This is a genomic window from Pseudocitrobacter sp. 2023LY-00077, assembly GCF_055796175.1.
The window spans coordinates 13827-28928 of record NZ_JBSPEI010000002.1 but is presented as its reverse complement, the minus strand read 5'-3'; the positions used below and the strand labels follow the sequence as shown (position 1 = coordinate 28928).

17 protein-coding genes are annotated in these 15102 nt (G+C 53.8%); 11 read left to right on the top strand and 6 right to left on the bottom strand.

Translation table 11 applies throughout. From position 1 onward, the window contains the following. Positions 1-162: 162 nt before the first annotated feature. On the bottom strand, positions 163-645 hold the full coding sequence (gene smpB, locus ACWWFX_RS02595; protein WP_015963347.1) for an SsrA-binding protein SmpB: 483 nt from the start codon (positions 643-645) through the stop codon (positions 163-165). A gap of 149 nt (positions 646-794) precedes the next feature. Here smpB and ACWWFX_RS02590 point away from each other — a divergent pair, with 149 nt between their 5' ends. Together ACWWFX_RS02590 and ACWWFX_RS02585 are read left to right on the top strand one after the other, a co-directional pair. Continuing rightward, positions 795-1232: a type II toxin-antitoxin system RatA family toxin gene (locus tag ACWWFX_RS02590; RefSeq protein ID WP_015963348.1), complete on the top strand. Its 438-nt coding sequence runs from the start codon at positions 795-797 to the stop codon at positions 1230-1232. Next, complete coding sequence (locus ACWWFX_RS02585; protein ID WP_473223149.1) at positions 1222-1515, top strand: RnfH family protein; 294 nt, start codon at positions 1222-1224, stop codon at positions 1513-1515. Before ACWWFX_RS02590 ends, ACWWFX_RS02585 begins: the two co-directional genes overlap by 11 nt. Positions 1516-1578: 63 nt before the next feature. Here ACWWFX_RS02585 and bamE read toward each other — a convergent pair whose 3' ends face one another. The 3 genes from bamE to nadK all read right to left on the bottom strand — a co-directional run bounded on the left by bamE (position 1579) and on the right by nadK (position 4695). Beyond that, on the bottom strand, positions 1579-1920 hold the full coding sequence (gene bamE / locus ACWWFX_RS02580) for an outer membrane protein assembly factor BamE (RefSeq protein ID WP_015963350.1): 342 nt from the start codon (positions 1918-1920) through the stop codon (positions 1579-1581). A 149-nt stretch (positions 1921-2069) separates the two neighbouring features. Then, complete coding sequence (gene recN / locus ACWWFX_RS02575; RefSeq protein ID WP_473223148.1) at positions 2070-3731, bottom strand: DNA repair protein RecN; 1662 nt, start codon at positions 3729-3731, stop codon at positions 2070-2072. An 85-nt stretch (positions 3732-3816) separates the two neighbouring features. Beyond that, entirely contained in the window at positions 3817-4695 is an 879-nt protein-coding gene (gene nadK / locus ACWWFX_RS02570) for an NAD(+) kinase (protein WP_015963352.1), read from the bottom strand. 123 nt (positions 4696-4818) lie between these two features. Between nadK and grpE the strand changes: the two genes are divergently transcribed. Both grpE and ACWWFX_RS02560 read left to right on the top strand, forming a co-directional pair. Further along, positions 4819-5412 carry a nucleotide exchange factor GrpE gene (gene grpE, locus ACWWFX_RS02565; RefSeq protein WP_276223324.1) on the top strand — a complete coding sequence of 198 codons (594 nt, stop codon included), beginning with the start codon at positions 4819-4821 and terminating at the stop codon, positions 5410-5412. Between the two features lie 187 nt (positions 5413-5599). Continuing rightward, positions 5600-7315 carry a sensor domain-containing diguanylate cyclase gene (locus ACWWFX_RS02560; protein WP_276223326.1) on the top strand — a complete coding sequence of 572 codons (1716 nt, stop codon included), beginning with the start codon at positions 5600-5602 and terminating at the stop codon, positions 7313-7315. Between the two features lie 30 nt (positions 7316-7345). Here ACWWFX_RS02560 and ACWWFX_RS02555 read toward each other — a convergent pair whose 3' ends face one another. After that, positions 7346-8632 carry an HlyC/CorC family transporter gene (locus ACWWFX_RS02555; protein ID WP_231826471.1) on the bottom strand — a complete coding sequence of 429 codons (1287 nt, stop codon included), beginning with the start codon at positions 8630-8632 and terminating at the stop codon, positions 7346-7348. 20 nt (positions 8633-8652) lie between these two features. Beyond that, a complete protein-coding gene (locus ACWWFX_RS02550; protein WP_276223328.1) occupies positions 8653-9444 on the bottom strand; it encodes a cytochrome C assembly family protein in 792 nt (263 codons plus the stop codon). Positions 9445-9658: 214 nt separating this feature from the next. On the opposite strand from ACWWFX_RS02550, the gene ffh reads away from it, so the two are divergent. From ffh to ACWWFX_RS02515, 7 genes are all read left to right on the top strand, one after another. Then, positions 9659-11020 carry a signal recognition particle protein gene (ffh, locus tag ACWWFX_RS02545; protein WP_276223329.1) on the top strand — a complete coding sequence of 454 codons (1362 nt, stop codon included), beginning with the start codon at positions 9659-9661 and terminating at the stop codon, positions 11018-11020. Between the two features lie 115 nt (positions 11021-11135). Next, positions 11136-11384, top strand: coding sequence for a 30S ribosomal protein S16 (rpsP, locus tag ACWWFX_RS02540; RefSeq protein WP_276223330.1), 249 nt, complete (start codon positions 11136-11138; stop codon positions 11382-11384). 18 nt (positions 11385-11402) lie between these two features. Beyond that, the gene (rimM, locus tag ACWWFX_RS02535) at positions 11403-11951 is read left to right on the top strand and encodes a ribosome maturation factor RimM (protein WP_473223296.1); all 549 of its coding nucleotides are present in this window, start codon (positions 11403-11405) and stop codon (positions 11949-11951) included. A 30-nt stretch (positions 11952-11981) separates the two neighbouring features. Beyond that, positions 11982-12749, top strand: coding sequence for a tRNA (guanosine(37)-N1)-methyltransferase TrmD (trmD, locus tag ACWWFX_RS02530; RefSeq protein ID WP_189623991.1), 768 nt, complete (start codon positions 11982-11984; stop codon positions 12747-12749). Positions 12750-12793: 44 nt separating this feature from the next. Beyond that, a complete protein-coding gene (rplS, locus tag ACWWFX_RS02525) occupies positions 12794-13141 on the top strand; it encodes a 50S ribosomal protein L19 (protein ID WP_002914145.1) in 348 nt (115 codons plus the stop codon). Between the two features lie 132 nt (positions 13142-13273). Beyond that, positions 13274-13672 carry a DUF2946 domain-containing protein gene (locus ACWWFX_RS02520; RefSeq protein WP_473223147.1) on the top strand — a complete coding sequence of 133 codons (399 nt, stop codon included), beginning with the start codon at positions 13274-13276 and terminating at the stop codon, positions 13670-13672. Positions 13673-13728: 56 nt separating this feature from the next. After that, entirely contained in the window at positions 13729-15099 is a 1371-nt protein-coding gene (locus ACWWFX_RS02515) for a PepSY-associated TM helix domain-containing protein (protein ID WP_276223333.1), read from the top strand. Positions 15100-15102: the final 3 nt, after the last annotated feature.

Genomic DNA, 15102 nt, shown 5'->3' with positions numbered 1-15102 from the left:
TATTATGAAATTAAGTTATGAGTTAATCAGAACTGAGAAGTTGCGGTGAAGAATATATTCTTTGGGATGGGGAATTAACTGTTGTGATTCAGGAAGGTAACATTGGCAGGAAAAGTTTTGATGAACACCCGCACCTTTTCAGGATACGGGTGCATAACGTTTTTAGCGCCCGGCGTTTTTCATAATGCGCGCTTTATCCAGCTTCCACTCGCGATCTTTCACATCGTTACGCTTATCGTGTTGCTGCTTACCTTTTGCCACGCCGATTTTGACTTTGCACCAGGCATTCTTCCAGTACAGCGACAGAGCAACGACCGTATAGCCGTCGCGGTTGATCTGGCCGATAAGGGTATCCAGCTCACGCTGATTCAGTAACAGTTTACGGGTACGCGTTGGATCGCAAACGTAGTGGGATGACGCGACCGTCAGCGGCGTGAAGTTTGCGCCAAAGAGGTAGGCTTCGCCATCTTTCAGGATCACGTAGCTATCGCCAATGTTGGCTTTACCGGCTCGCAGGGATTTTACTTCCCAGCCCTGCAGCGCGAGGCCCGCTTCGTACTCTTCTTCGATAAAGTAATCGTGGCGGGCGCGTTTGTTCAGCGCAATGGTGGCCGATCCAGGTTTGTGTGCTTTTTTCTTAGTCATAATATCCTGAAGTCATCGCAGTTCGTACACATCTGCCTCAAGCTCCCGCGAGGCGCAATGCGCTATCTTAGCACGAGTTGCCGCGGAACGTTTTTTTTAACCGTAGATAAATGATACTATTTAGCCCGTGTTCGAACATGGAAATTGCTATGCCTCAGATTAGCCGTACTGCGCTGGTGCCCTATAGCGCGGAGCAAATGTATACCCTCGTCAACGACGTTAATGCTTATCCTGATTTCTTACCTGGCTGCACCGGAAGTCGCGTGCTGGAGTCGGGCCCGACGCAAATGACGGCGGCGGTGGACGTGTCGAAGGCCGGTATCAGCAAGACGTTCACGACGCGGAATATCCTCACCAGCAACCAGAGCATTTTGATGCAGCTGGTGGATGGGCCATTTAAGAAACTTATTGGTGGCTGGAAGTTTATTCCGCTCAGTCAGGATGCCTGTAAAATCGAGTTCCATCTTGATTTCGAATTTACCAATAAGCTGATTGAGATGGCCTTTGGGCGCATCTTCAAAGAGCTGGCGCTGAACATGGTTCAGGCATTCACGATGCGCGCCAGAGAGGTTTACAGTGCCGGGTAAGATTATGGTTGAAGTGGCCTACGCGCTGCCGCAAAAACAGTATTTGCAACGTGTGACGCTGGAAGAGGGCGCCACCGTCGAGCAGGCGATTCTGGCGAGCGGCATTCTGACGCTGCGTGACGATATCGATCTTGCGAAGAATAAAGTGGGTATCTATAGCCGCCCTGTGAAGTTGCAGGACGTGGTGCAGGATAGCGACCGGGTTGAGATTTATCGCCCACTGATTGCCGACCCGAAAGAACTGCGTCGCCAGCGAGCGGAGAAGTCAGCCGGGAAAGACTGATGCCACTCTTCAGCCGCCAGAAACAAAAAAAGCGCTCACTGAGCGCTTTTTTATTGCCTGAACTTACTCGCCGGTCAGCGCAGGTTTGTTATCGATGTTGGTCAGCACACCGCTGCTGTTGAAGGTGAGCGTCAGCGTCTGCTGCGTCACTTTTTCATGACCCGGCTGCTGGCGGAACACGTAGAACCAGGTATTGGTGCCGAACGGATCGGACATCATCGGGGTACCTAATGCATAGGCGACCTGTTGTTGGGTCATGCCGATGCGGATTTTTGAAATATCGTTAGGTGCCAGATAGTTTCCCTGATTGATGTCAGGACGGTAAACCACTCGCTCCAGAGTGGAACAGCCTGCGGTCAACATCAGAAGAACCGCTGCGGCAGCAGTCAGCGTTTTACAGCGCATAGTGATTTCATTCCTTTTCGGGCCCGAGCAGTACGCGGCTCATATGTAATATGCCGATGATAATAGACCTGACGTCAGTTTAAAACCTTTTGCTGCCAGGTCACACGGCGTTTTTATTGTGAACTCAGACTCCTGGGATGCGAAAAAGTTTACGCTGCCAGCAACTCTTTCGCGTTTGCCAGCGTGTTTCGCGTGACTTCGCTGCCGCCAAGCAGGCGTGCCAGCTCCTGCAAACGTGCACGTTTATCCAGCGGTTGCATGTGCGTTTCGGTCATTTCGCCGTCGGTTTCTTTGCTGACAAAGAAGTGGTGATGGCCACAACCGGCCACCTGCGGCAGGTGAGTCACACACATGACCTGCGTTGATTCGCCAAGCTGGCGCAGCAAGCGCCCGACAACGGCGGCGGTCGGGCCGCTGATCCCCACATCCACTTCATCGAAGATGAGCGCCGGGGTTTCCATTTTACGCGCGGTGATCACCTGAATAGCCAGTGCGATACGCGACAGCTCACCGCCGGAGGCCACTTTAGCAATAGGCTGGAGCGGCTGGCCTGGGTTGGTGGTGACGCGAAATTCAATGCGGTCCGCGCCGTCTGCCGTGAGGTGCTGTTCTTCAAAGCTGACGTCGATGGTAAAGATGCCGTGCGGCATAGAGAGCGCATGCATGCTGTCGGTAATAAGCCCCGCCAGTTCCTGTGCGCTGTTGAGGCGCAAAGTATGAAGCTGACGCGCGGTTTCCAGCGCCAGTTCGTGGTGGCGTGATACCGCGTGTTTCAGGGTTTCCAGCGAGTCGCTTTGATCGTCGAGTAGCTGCTGTTCATCAAGCAGCGACTGGTAGAAGTCGGGCAGCGCTTCTGGCGAAATATGGTGTTTACGCGCCAGCGCGATTTGCCGCGACAGGCGTTGCTCCAGTTCATAGAGGCGATTCGGGTCGAGATCGAGACGGTCACAGTAGTGACGCAGCTCATCGCTGGCTTCGCTTAGCTGGATGGAGGCTTCTTCCAGCATATCGAGCACGCTTGCGAGTTTGTTGTCCATGCCGACCAGCTCCGTGGTGAGCTGTTTTGCGGTGTAGAGCTGGCTTAGCAGGTTGGCATCTTCACCGTCAGCCAGCAGCGCCAGTGCATGCTGGCTGGTGGAGAGCAGTTGCCCGCTGTTCGCCAGACGCTTGTACTCTTCGTCGATTTGCTCGTATTCACCCGGCTGCGGGTTGAATTCGATAAGCTCTTTAAGCTGATATTGCAGCAGCTCGGCGCGCGCGGCGCGTTCCTGGCTTTGCTGCTGATGCTGCGCTAAATCGCGGCAGCTTTGATGCCACAGATGGTAATGGTCGGCCATCTGGCGGGTGAGGGCGGATTCGCCCGTATAGCCGTCGAGCAGAGTTTTCTGATGTTCGGGTTTGACCAGAAGCTGGTGCGCGTGCTGGCCATGGATTTGAATCAGCAACTGGCCCAGTTCGCGAAGCTGCGACAGCGGCACGGCGGTGCCATTGATAAAGCCGCGTGAACGCCCGTCGCTGCTGATAACGCGGCGTAGCAGGCATTCGCGGCCATCTTCAAGCTGGTTTTCTTCAAGCCAGCGCAGCGCGGCGGGCGTGTCTTTCAGGGCAAAGCGAGCGCAGAGATCGGCACGGCTGGCACCTGCGCGCACCATGTCGCCTTCCGCGCGGCCACCCAGGCACAGACCGAGGGCATCAATAGCAATAGATTTACCGGCCCCGGTTTCACCGGTGATGGCCGTCATACCGCCGTTAAAGTCGATTTCAAGTTCACGAACGATTGCGAAGTTGCTGATGGTCAGTTGTGCCAACATAGCTGCTTTCCTGTATGAAAAACCATAACTGTGTTTTCATACAGTATAAACTGGTTTTTTATACAGTAAAGTGCTGTTGGCAAATTTAGAACAATTTTTTTGACCAGCCCAGCTTGGTGCTTAATGTGTTGAAATAGCTGTAATCTTTCGGATGAATGAGATTCAGGTGATAATCGCTGCGACGAATTAATACATCTTCCCCTTCCTGAATCGGCAGGGCAATCTGGCTGTCACAGCTGATCTCCAGGTCATTGCGGCGATGCGAGAAACGCAGTCGGATGGTGCTGCTGCTGTTAATCACCAGCGGACGCGCCGAGAGCGTGTGCGGAAACATGGGCACCAGGGTGATGGCATCCAGCGATGGCGTCAGAATTGGACCGCCTGCCGAAAGGGAGTAGGCGGTAGAACCGGTTGGCGTCGAGATAATCAGGCCATCGGAGCGCTGCGAGAAGGCGAAGGTTTCATCAATATACACCTCGAACTCAATCATATGCGCCACTTTACCCGGATGCAGAACCACCTCATTAATGGCGGTGCTGATGCGCTTCTGGCAATCCTGCTGACAGACCTGCGCCTCCAGCAGGAAACGCTTCTCGGTGATGTAATTGCCTTCCAGCACGTCGGCTAATTGTTGATGGGCGTTGTCCGGGTCGAGGTCGGTCAGGAAACCGAGGTTGCCACGGTTAATACCGATGACTTTAATATCGTAGCGTGCAAGGGTGCGCGCCGCGCCCAGCATATTGCCATCGCCGCCCACCACCACCGCGAGACAGGCCTTCTGGCCAATTTCTGCCAGCGTGCCGGTTTGCACGTTCTCCAGTTTCAGCTCTTTAGCAATCTGGCGTTCAACAATCACTTCGTAGCCTTTGGTGCTCAGCCAGCGATAGAGCATTTCATGTGTGGTCAGCGCGGTCGGATGGCGAGGGTGCCCTACGATACCGATACACTTGAAATGATTGTTCATTTTCTGAAGGTCCTTGTGCCGAAGATTGATGACAATGTGAGAGCTTCCCTTGAAACGCGGAATCTTATCCCCATAATAAGCCAAGTTAGCGAGATGATTGCGAAAAAAAACGCGGAGAAATTCATGAGCAGTAAAGAACAGAAAACGCCTGAGGGGCAAGCCCCGGAAGAAATTATCACGGAACAGCATGATGACGTTGAAGCTGTAGAGTCTGACGCGTCTGCTGAGCAGGTGGATCCGCGCGATGAAAAAATTGCGAATCTGGAAGCTCAGTTAGCTGAATCCCAGACGCGTGAGCGTGACGGTGTGTTGCGTATCAAAGCGGAAATGGAAAACCTGCGTCGCCGTACTGAACTCGACGTCGAAAAGGCGCACAAATTTGCGCTGGAAAAATTCGTCAACGAACTGCTGCCGGTGCTGGATAGCCTCGACCGCGCGCTGGAAGTGGCGAACAAAGACAACACCGATATGGCGGCGATGATCGAAGGTATCGAACTGACCCGTAAATCCATGCTTGATGTGGTGGGTAAATTCGGCGTTCAGGTTGTTGACGCGATCGACGTGCCGATGGACCCGAACGTACACCAGGCGATTGCGATGGTGGAGTCTGATGACGTCGCAGCAGGTAACGTACTGATGGTGATGCAGAAAGGCTACACGCTGAATGGCCGCACCATTCGCGCCGCGATGGTTTCCGTTGCGAAAGCGAAAGCGTAACCGCACAGTCGCCCTGTTCCAGAAGCCCTCCTCGTGAGGGCTTTTTGTTTTAGATGGCTTAGGCCTGATATTTGTCCGTCGTTGCTGGCGTTTTATACTGCCTCTTCACAGGCTCACATGAAGAGGGACATTTATGCTGGAGTCGGATGTAAAGACCCGAGCGCTTCCCCCCGATGAGGTGGGGGTTTTGGTACGTCAGGATAAAACACGCGACGATGTTCTTCGTCATTTCTTGCAACTCACCACATCACTTTTCCATATGCCAGCGGGTTACATTTCTGTGCTGGATGACAAGACGCGCAATGTGATCGTATCGCATCAGATTTCGATGGCACCGAAGCCACGACAGTTCACGTTTTGCCAGTATGTGGTCGATACCCAAAAGCCGGTCATTGTGCCCGATACGTTGCAGGATGCACGTTTTTGTGAGCACCCGATGGTGGTGGGCGACCCTGGGTTGCGCTTTTACGCGGGTATGCCGCTGACCTTTAAAAACGGCTGCACAATGGGCACCTATTGCGTGGTTGATACGGTTCCACGTGATTTAACCTGCGACGAGCTGGCCTCGCTGACCTTCATTGCAGAACTGGTTTCCAGCTTTATTGAGTCATGGCTGGATGTGGCGTTGACCGATCTCAATAGTGGTCTGCCAAATATGCATCAGTTGATCAATGACTTGCAGGATGAATCGTTTGCGGAAGAGTGCCCCGGCAACTCGCTGATGGTGATTGAGTGTATTGGCGTGACGCAATCTGACGATATCGCCCGGGTGATGGGCACCAGTCGGCTGAACACGCTGGTGAGAGATATTAGCCAGGCGCTGCTGCGGGTGTTGCAACTTTCGCGATGCGAAAAGCTGTATATGCTGAGCGCAGGGCGCTTTGCGCTCTATTCAAAACCCCTGACACCGCCTGACCGCCAGCGCCGTGAGCAGCAGCTAATGGCCCTGCAGGCGCATCTTTCTGATGCCGTCACCATTGATTTGAAGATCTACGTCGGCGAAACGGCGATTACATTGCCTATCTGCTCCGGACATGAAATTCTGCGTCAGGCTGAGAGCGCGCTGTATGAAGCCCGGCATAACCGGCTGCGCTGGGGGATTTACAATCAGGACGATGATTGCCGTCGTAACGAAGATTTTTATCTGCTCAACGACCTGACCGAAGCCATTCGTAAAGATCGCGGGCTCTATCTGGTCTGGCAACCGAAGGTATCGCTGCCAGCAGGGCAGCCGGTGGCGCTTGAAGCACTGATTCGCTGGAATCATCCGGAGCGCGGAATCATCCCACCCGGAAGCTTTTTGCCGCTGATTGAGAATACCAGCTTGATGGTTGAGCTCACCGATTGGGTGATAGATCACGCTATTATGCAGTTGGCGGAGTGGAGGCCGAAAGGGATTGCCTTACCCGCGTCGATTAACATTAGTGTGTTAGATCTCAAGCGGGATAACTTCACGCTGCGGCTGCACGATAAAATGGCGCTGGCCGGGCTGGATAACGGCATGCTGGGCGTGGAATGTCTGGAGACGGAGAAACTGTTGGCGAGCTCCCAGGTACTGGAAGAGCTACGCTTGTTGCGCCAGAACGGTTTTTCGGTCTCGCTGGATGATTTTGGCGCGGGTTACAGCAACCTGAATTATCTGCTGCGTATTCCGCTTGATACGATCAAGCTGGATAAATCACTGATTGACGATCTGCTCAAAGAGCCTTCGCGACGCGTCATTGTGCGTAACGTTATTCGCATGCTGAAAGAGCTGGGTTATCGGGTGCTGGCGGAAGGGGTGGAGGATGAATCCACCGCGCGGATTATCAGTGACTATGCGTGCGATGAAGCGCAGGGCTATTTCTTTGCGCGACCTAAAACGGCAGCACAGCTGGAAGCGTGGCTGGAGAAGTGGATATAACAACGGCCCCGAGGGGCCGTTTGGGGATGCTCAGGACTGCACGCTTTCGCGTAACGGTTTCACCGGTACCACTTTGACCTGCTTAATCATGTTGTCCTGTACATCAAGAATATCGATATCGTACAGGCCAATACGCACGCGGGTGCCTGCCGCCGGGATCTCTTCCAGCGCTTCGAGGATCATGCCGTTAATGGTGCGCGCTTCGTCTTCCGGCATATGCCAGTTGAATGCTTTGTTGAGTTCACGGACGTTGGCGCTGCCTTCAATGATGACCGAGCCGTCATTCTGCGGTGTGACTTCTTCCGCCAGAGTCGGTGACATCGACGTTGTGAAGTCGCCGACAATCTCTTCGAGAATATCTTCGACCGTCACCAGCCCCTGAATATCGCCATATTCATCGACCACCAGGCCGACTTTCTTTTTATTACGCTGGAATTTTACCAGTTGAACGCTGAGCGGCGTGCCTTCCGGCACATAGTAAATTTCATCGGCTGCGCGCAGCATCACCTCTTTGGTGAACTCCTTTTTCTCCTGCATTAAGCGCCAGGCTTCACGTACGCGCAGCATGCTGATGGCATCGTCCAGCGAGTCGCGGTACAGCACGATGCGCCCGTGCGGAGAGTGGGTGAGCTGACGAACAATCGACTTCCAGTCATCGTTGATGTCGATACCGACGATTTCATTGCGCGGCACCATAATGTCATCGACGCTCACTTTTTCGAGATCCAGCACCGACAGCAGCATGTCCTGATTGCGGCGTGAGATTTGCGAGCGCGATTCATTCACCAGCGTGCGCAGTTCATCTTTGCTCAAAGAACTGCTCATCACGATGTCAGTTTTTATCCCCATCATGCGCATCAGCAGGCGGGTGATCATATTAAGCAGCCACACCAGCGGCATCATCAGAATTTGTAATGGGGCGAGCAGGAAACTGCTGGGGTAGGCCACTTTTTCCGGGTAGAGCGCGGCGATGGTTTTCGGCAAGACCTCGGCAAACACCAGCACCACGAACGTCAGGATACCGGTGGCAATCGCCACGCCCGCATCGCCGTATAGACGCATCCCGACGATAGTGCCCAGCGCGGAGGCCAGAATGTTGACCAGGTTATTGCCAATCAGCACCAGGCTAATTAAGCGATCTGGCTTACGCAGCAGTTTTTCCACGCGCTTCGCCTGGCGATTGCCTTGTTTGGCAAGATGACGCAGACGATAGCGGTTGAGCGTCATCATGCCTGTCTCCGAACCGGAGAAATAGGCGGAGATGACCACCATAATGATCAGTGTGACGATCAGTGTGGTGGTGGAGATATGTTCCAAAAGGTGTTCCTTAGTTGTGTCTAGCCGACAAGCTGTTGAATGACCCGGCTACCGAAATACGCCATGGTCAGAATGCCCGCGCCCGCGACGTTAAACCACACGACGCGGCGTCCACGCCATCCTTCATGATAGTGACCCCACAGCAGCACGATGTAGACAAACCAGGCCACGATAGAGAGCACGGCTTTGTCGATGTTCTCCATGCTGAAGAGGTTATGCATGTAAAACAGGCCGGTGCACAGGGTAAGTGTAAGCAACACCACGCCCACCTGCGTGATATGGAACATTTTACGTTCAATGCTCATCAGCGGTGGCATTTCGTGGCTGAAGGCTAGCTTTTTGTTTTTCAGCTGGTAGTCAATCCACGCAAGTTGAAGTGCGTAGAGCGCGGCGATAATCAGCGTCGCATAGGCGAACAGCGACAGGCCGATATGCACCATCATCCCCGGCGTGGCTTCCAGATGCGTGATGAATTCATTTGGGACAAACGTTGCAAAGGCCAGATTAATTAACGCAAAGGCGTAAACAATCGGCAACAGTAGCCAGCCGCGATTGCGTGAGGCGACAATCGTCATCACCGTACAAATCATCAGACTGACCAGAGAACCGACGTTGAGCAGGCTCAGGTTTTGACCATTCTCGCCGCCGGGCAGAATGCGGGCTTCCAGCGCGAAAGCGTGGCAGATCAGCGCGATAACGGCAGAAAGAATAGCCATACGCCGCCAGCCGCTGTTTTTTTGCAGCAAACCGGGGATGATCAGCGCCAGGCTGATGGAGTAGGCGACAAGCGCGAGCAGGGCAAAAACGGGCATAGAGTGTGTCGGCAATCGTCAATAAGAGTGTAAGAAGGGCAGTATATACGCAAAATCATTCAAGTTGTATCAAGGCGCGGGGCGTTGGGCAAAACATCGGGCGCTTTGAGGTAAACCGCGGCATCACAACTCGGGCGCTGTCGTGTTATACTCCGGCAAATTTCTAATTTTGTGTCGCACAGCGACCAACCGTTTCCACCTTAGGCGAGAGACAATGTTTGATAATTTAACCGATCGTTTGTCACAGACGCTGCGTAATATCAGCGGCCGTGGCCGCCTCACCGAAGACAACGTTAAAGAGACGCTGCGCGAAGTGCGCATGGCGCTGCTGGAAGCCGACGTCGCGTTGCCGGTGGTGCGTGAGTTTATCAACCGCGTAAAAGAGAAAGCGGTTGGTCATGAAGTGAACAAAAGCCTGACTCCGGGTCAGGAGTTCGTCAAAATCGTCCGTAACGAGCTGGTTTCGGCGATGGGCGAAGAGAACCAGACGCTGAACCTGGCCGCACAGCCGCCAGCCGTGGTGCTGATGGCGGGCTTGCAGGGTGCGGGTAAAACGACCAGTGTCGCCAAGCTGGGTAAATTCCTGCGCGAAAAGCACAAGAAGAAAGTGTTGGTGGTGTCTGCCGACGTTTATCGCCCTGCGGCGATTAAACAGCTTGAAACCCTGGCCGAACAGGTTGAAGTCGATTTCTTCCCGTCTGACGTAGGCCAGAAACCTATCGACATCGTTAACGGCGCACTGAAAGAAGCGAAGCTGAAATTCTACGACGTACTGCTGGTGGATACCGCCGGTCGTTTGCACGTAGACGAAGCGATGATGGACGAAATTAAACAGGTGCATGCCGCGATTAATCCGGTTGAAACCCTGTTTGTTGTTGACGCCATGACCGGCCAGGATGCGGCGAATACTGCGAAAGCCTTCAACGAAGCGCTGCCGCTGACCGGCGTGGTGCTGACCAAAGTCGACGGTGACGCCCGTGGCGGTGCGGCGCTCTCTATTCGTCACATCACCGGTAAACCGATTAAATTCCTCGGCGTTGGCGAAAAAACCGAAGCGCTGGAGCCGTTCCACCCGGATCGTATCGCTTCCCGTATCCTCGGCATGGGCGATGTGCTGTCGCTTATCGAAGATATCGAAAGCAAGGTTGACCGTGCGCAGGCTGAGAAACTGGCCTCCAAGCTGAAAAAAGGCGACGGCTTCGACCTGACCGATTTCCTGGAGCAGCTGCGCCAGATGAAAAATATGGGCGGCATGGCCAGCCTGATGGGCAAACTGCCGGGCATGGGCCAAATTCCTGACAACGTAAAAGCACAGATGGATGACAAAGTGCTGGTGCGTATGGAAGCCATCATCAACTCCATGACCCTGAAAGAGCGCGCGAAGCCGGAAATCATTAAAGGTTCCCGCAAACGCCGTATTGCTGCCGGTTGCGGCATGCAGGTTCAGGACGTCAACCGCCTTCTGAAACAGTTCGACGACATGCAGCGCATGATGAAGAAAATGAAGAAAGGCGGCATGGCGAAGATGATGCGCGGCATGAAAGGCATGATGCCCCCAGGTTTCCCAGGCCGATAATTGCTTTAAAGATTGCAATTTATACGAAAATGAGTAAAATTTTCGGGCTTTTAATATGACACCGGGCCCCTTCCCTCGATGGGGCCCGGTTGTTCTATTCACACAAGAGGATGTTATGGTAACTATTCGTTTAGCTCGTCACGGCGCTAAAAAGCGTCCGTTCTACCAGGTTGTTGTTACTGACAGCCGTAATGCACGTAACGGTCGCTTCATCGAGCGCGTTGGTTTCTTCAACCCGCTGGCTAGCGAAAAAGAAGAAGGCACTCGCCTGGATCTGGATCGCATCGCACACTGGGTTGGCCAGGGCGCAACTATCTCTGATCGCGTATCTGCGCTGATCAAAGAAGCTAAAAAAGCAGCTTAATCTGTCACGGTGGTCATGATGAGCAAGCAACTCACCGCACAGGCACCTGTTGATCCCATCATATTGGGCAAAATGGGTTCTTCCTACGGTATCCGTGGTTGGCTCAGAGTGTTTTCCTCCACCGAAGACGCCGAAAGCATTTTTGACTATCAGCCCTGGTTAATCCAGAAGGCGGGTCAGTGGCAGGTTGTTGAGCTGGAAAGCTGGCGCCACCACAATCAGGACATCATCATTAAGCTGAAAGGCGTTGATGATCGTGATACTGCGAATCTGCTGACTAATTGCGAAATTATCGTAGATTCATCGCAGTTGCCAAAACTGGAAGAGGGTGATTACTACTGGAAAGACCTGATGGGCTGCCAGGTAGTCACAACCGAAGGTTACGATCTCGGTAAAGTCATCGATATGATGGAAACCGGTTCGAATGACGTTCTCGTCATTAAGGCAAACCTGAAAGATGCATTTGGTATCAAGGAGCGGTTGGTTCCGTTCCTCGATGGGCAGGTTATCAAGAAAGTCGATCTCGCTACTCGTTCAATCGAAGTAGATTGGGATCCTGGTTTTTAAACCACCGGATAAACGGTAAAAGACGGCGCTATGTGGATTGGCATAATTAGCCTGTTTCCTGAAATGTTCCGCGCAATTACCGATTACGGGGTAACTGGCCGGGCAGTAAAAAATGGCCTGCTGAACATCCAGAGCTGGAGTCCTCGTGACTTCACGCATGACCGGCACCGTACCGTGGACGATCGTCCTTACGGCGGCGGACCGGGGATGTTAATGATGGTGCAACCCTTACGGGATGCCATCAACGCAGCAAAAGCCGCGGCAGGTGAAGGCGCAAAGGTGATTTATCTGTCACCTCAGGGACGCAAGCTTGATCAAGCAGGCGTCAGCGAACTGGCAACGAATCAGAAACTGATTCTGGTGTGTGGTCGCTACGAAGGTATTGATGAGCGCGTGATTCAGACCGAAATTGATGAAGAATGGTCAATCGGTGATTACGTTCTCAGCGGTGGTGAGTTACCGGCAATGACGCTGATTGACTCCGTTTCCCGGTTTATTCCGGGTGTACTGGGTCACGAAGCATCGGCAACGGAAGATTCCTTTGCTGACGGGTTGCTGGATTGCCCCCACTATACGCGTCCTGAAGTGTTAGAAGGAATGGAAGTACCGCCAGTATTGCTGTCGGGGAACCATGCCGAGATACGTCGCTGGCGTTTGAAACAGTCGCTGGGCCGCTCCTGGCTTAGAAGACCTGAACTTCTGGAAAACCTGGCTCTGACTGAAGAGCAAGCAAGGTTGCTGGCGGAGTTCCAAAAGGAGCACGCACAACAGCAACATAAACATGATGGGCAAGCGTAATACGCGCCCGATATATCAGTTTACCCAGGATAAGAGATTAAATTATGAGCAACATTATTAAGCAACTTGAACAAGAACAGATGAAGCAGGACGTACCTTCCTTCCGTCCGGGTGATACCGTGGAAGTGAAAGTATGGGTTGTTGAAGGTTCCAAAAAACGTCTGCAGGCATTCGAGGGCGTGGTTATCGCTATTCGTAACCGCGGTCTGCACTCTGCATTCACTGTTCGCAAAATTTCCAACGGCGAAGGCGTTGAGCGTGTCTTCCAGACTCACTCTCCGGTTGTTGACAGCATTGCTGTTAAACGTCGTGGTGCTGTGCGTAAAGCTAAACTGTACTACCTGCGTGAACGTACTGGTAAGTCTGCTCGTATCAAAGAGCGTCTTAACTAAGATTCGCGTAAGCGACATCCTGTTAGAAAAGGGCTGGCCGAAAGGCTGGCCCTTTTTTTTCGCGCTGGGCACTTCGTGTTAACTGTTTTGAGATAATTCATTTACAATATCCGCTCCTTATCGGAGGGTATTGTGAGCAGCAATCGGTTTCATGGTATAGCGCTAAAACGGCACGCGGCCTGGTTCGCGCTGTTTGCTATTGCGCTGATTATCGTGGCACCGCTCGTCTCCGTGTCGCTGCAAAAAGATCCGATGAGCGCGATGCCCGGTATGCATCATGTAATGAGTATGGATGCAGAGCATCACTCCTCTTCGCAGAGTATGCCAGTTGACCATGCCGAGGCCTGCGGCTACTGCGTTTTAATGGCGCACGTACCGGGGCTGATTCTGGCGCTGGTCATCCTGCTGTGTGGGCTGCTGTTGCGCTGTCGTGTCAGGCTGGTGCGGCCTGCGGTTAAACACTGGCACTATTTCCCCTGGCTTTTCCCTGATACTCGCGCGCCGCCGCGTCTGTCTGCTTTTCCTCGTTAAAACATAATAAATGGCGTCATGCGCCACGACTCTTTTCGTCTGCATTAAGGAAAAGTATGACAACCTGCACCTCACGGGCGGCATGGGTACACCTGCTTCGTCGCCTGCATTTTTTTATTGGCCTGTTTGTTGGGCCGTTTATCTTCGTGGCGGCGTTAACCGGCACGCTGTATGTCGCCACGCCACAGCTGGAAAATAGGCTCTACCAGCACGCGCTGCACGGCACGATGAGCTCCGAGCGCCTTCCGCTTGCCGATCAAATCGCGGTTGCGCAGCGGGCCTCCGGTGGTGAACTTCGTCTGCATGCGGTTCGTCCGGCGTTGACTGCCGGGGAAACCACCCGCGTGATGTTCGCCGATCCTTCGCTCGGCGAGTCTGAAAACCGGGCGATTTTTATCGACCCGGTGACGCTGGCCGTCACGGGCGATATGACCGTCTACGGCACCAGCGGTATATTGCCGCTGCGTCAGTGGATTGATTACGCCCACCGTTCATTACTGTTGGGCGATGTGGGGCGACTCTACAGCGAGCTGGCGGCATCATGGATGTGGGTGGCGGCGCTGGGCGGTATTGCGCTGTGGGCCGTTACCCGACCAAAACGCCGTGTTAATAACCGCTTCCAGAACACGCGTCGTGTGCACGTCACGCTTGGCTGGTTACTGCTGGCGGGGATGCTGCTCTTCTCCGCAACCGGGCTGACCTGGTCGCAGTGGGCGGGCGGCAACGTCGATAAGATGCGCGCGGCATTCGGCTGGATGACGCCGCAGGTGAATACGCAGCTGCACGGCAAAATGGAAATGGCAGACCCGCATGCGGAACATAAAGGCCATATGGCAGCCATGCCTGGCATGTCACCGCCGGTTATCGCCGGAGAAAAGTTTGATTCCGTACTGGCTGCGGCACAGCGAGCGGGTATTGATGCGTCTCTGCTGGAGATTCGCCCGCCGCGCAGCGAGGATCGCGCCTGGACGGTAACGGAAATAGACCGTCGCTGGCCGACCCAGGTGGATGCCGTTGCGGTAGATGGCACATCGCTTGCGATCCTCGACCGCACGCGTTTTGCTGATTTCCCACTGATGGCGAAGCTGACCCGCTGGGGTGTCGATTTCCATATGGGGATTTTATTGGGTTTGCCTAACCAGCTGCTGTTGATCGCTTTCGGGCTGGCACTGTGCGTAGCGATCGTGATGGGATATCGACTGTGGTGGATCAAGCGCCCGGCGCAGGCAGTAGCAGATCCGCTTCAGACCTTGTCTCAGAGCTGGCTGGCGTTATCCTGGGCCGGTCGCCTTATGACGTTGGGGATTGCTGTCCTGTTTGGGTTCGCGCTACCGGTGATGGGCGTCAGTTTGTTGCTGTTTGTGGTCATTGACTGGCTGCGCTGGCGGAGTCATCAGGGAGCGACGCAAACGCAGCCAGTACAATAAGCC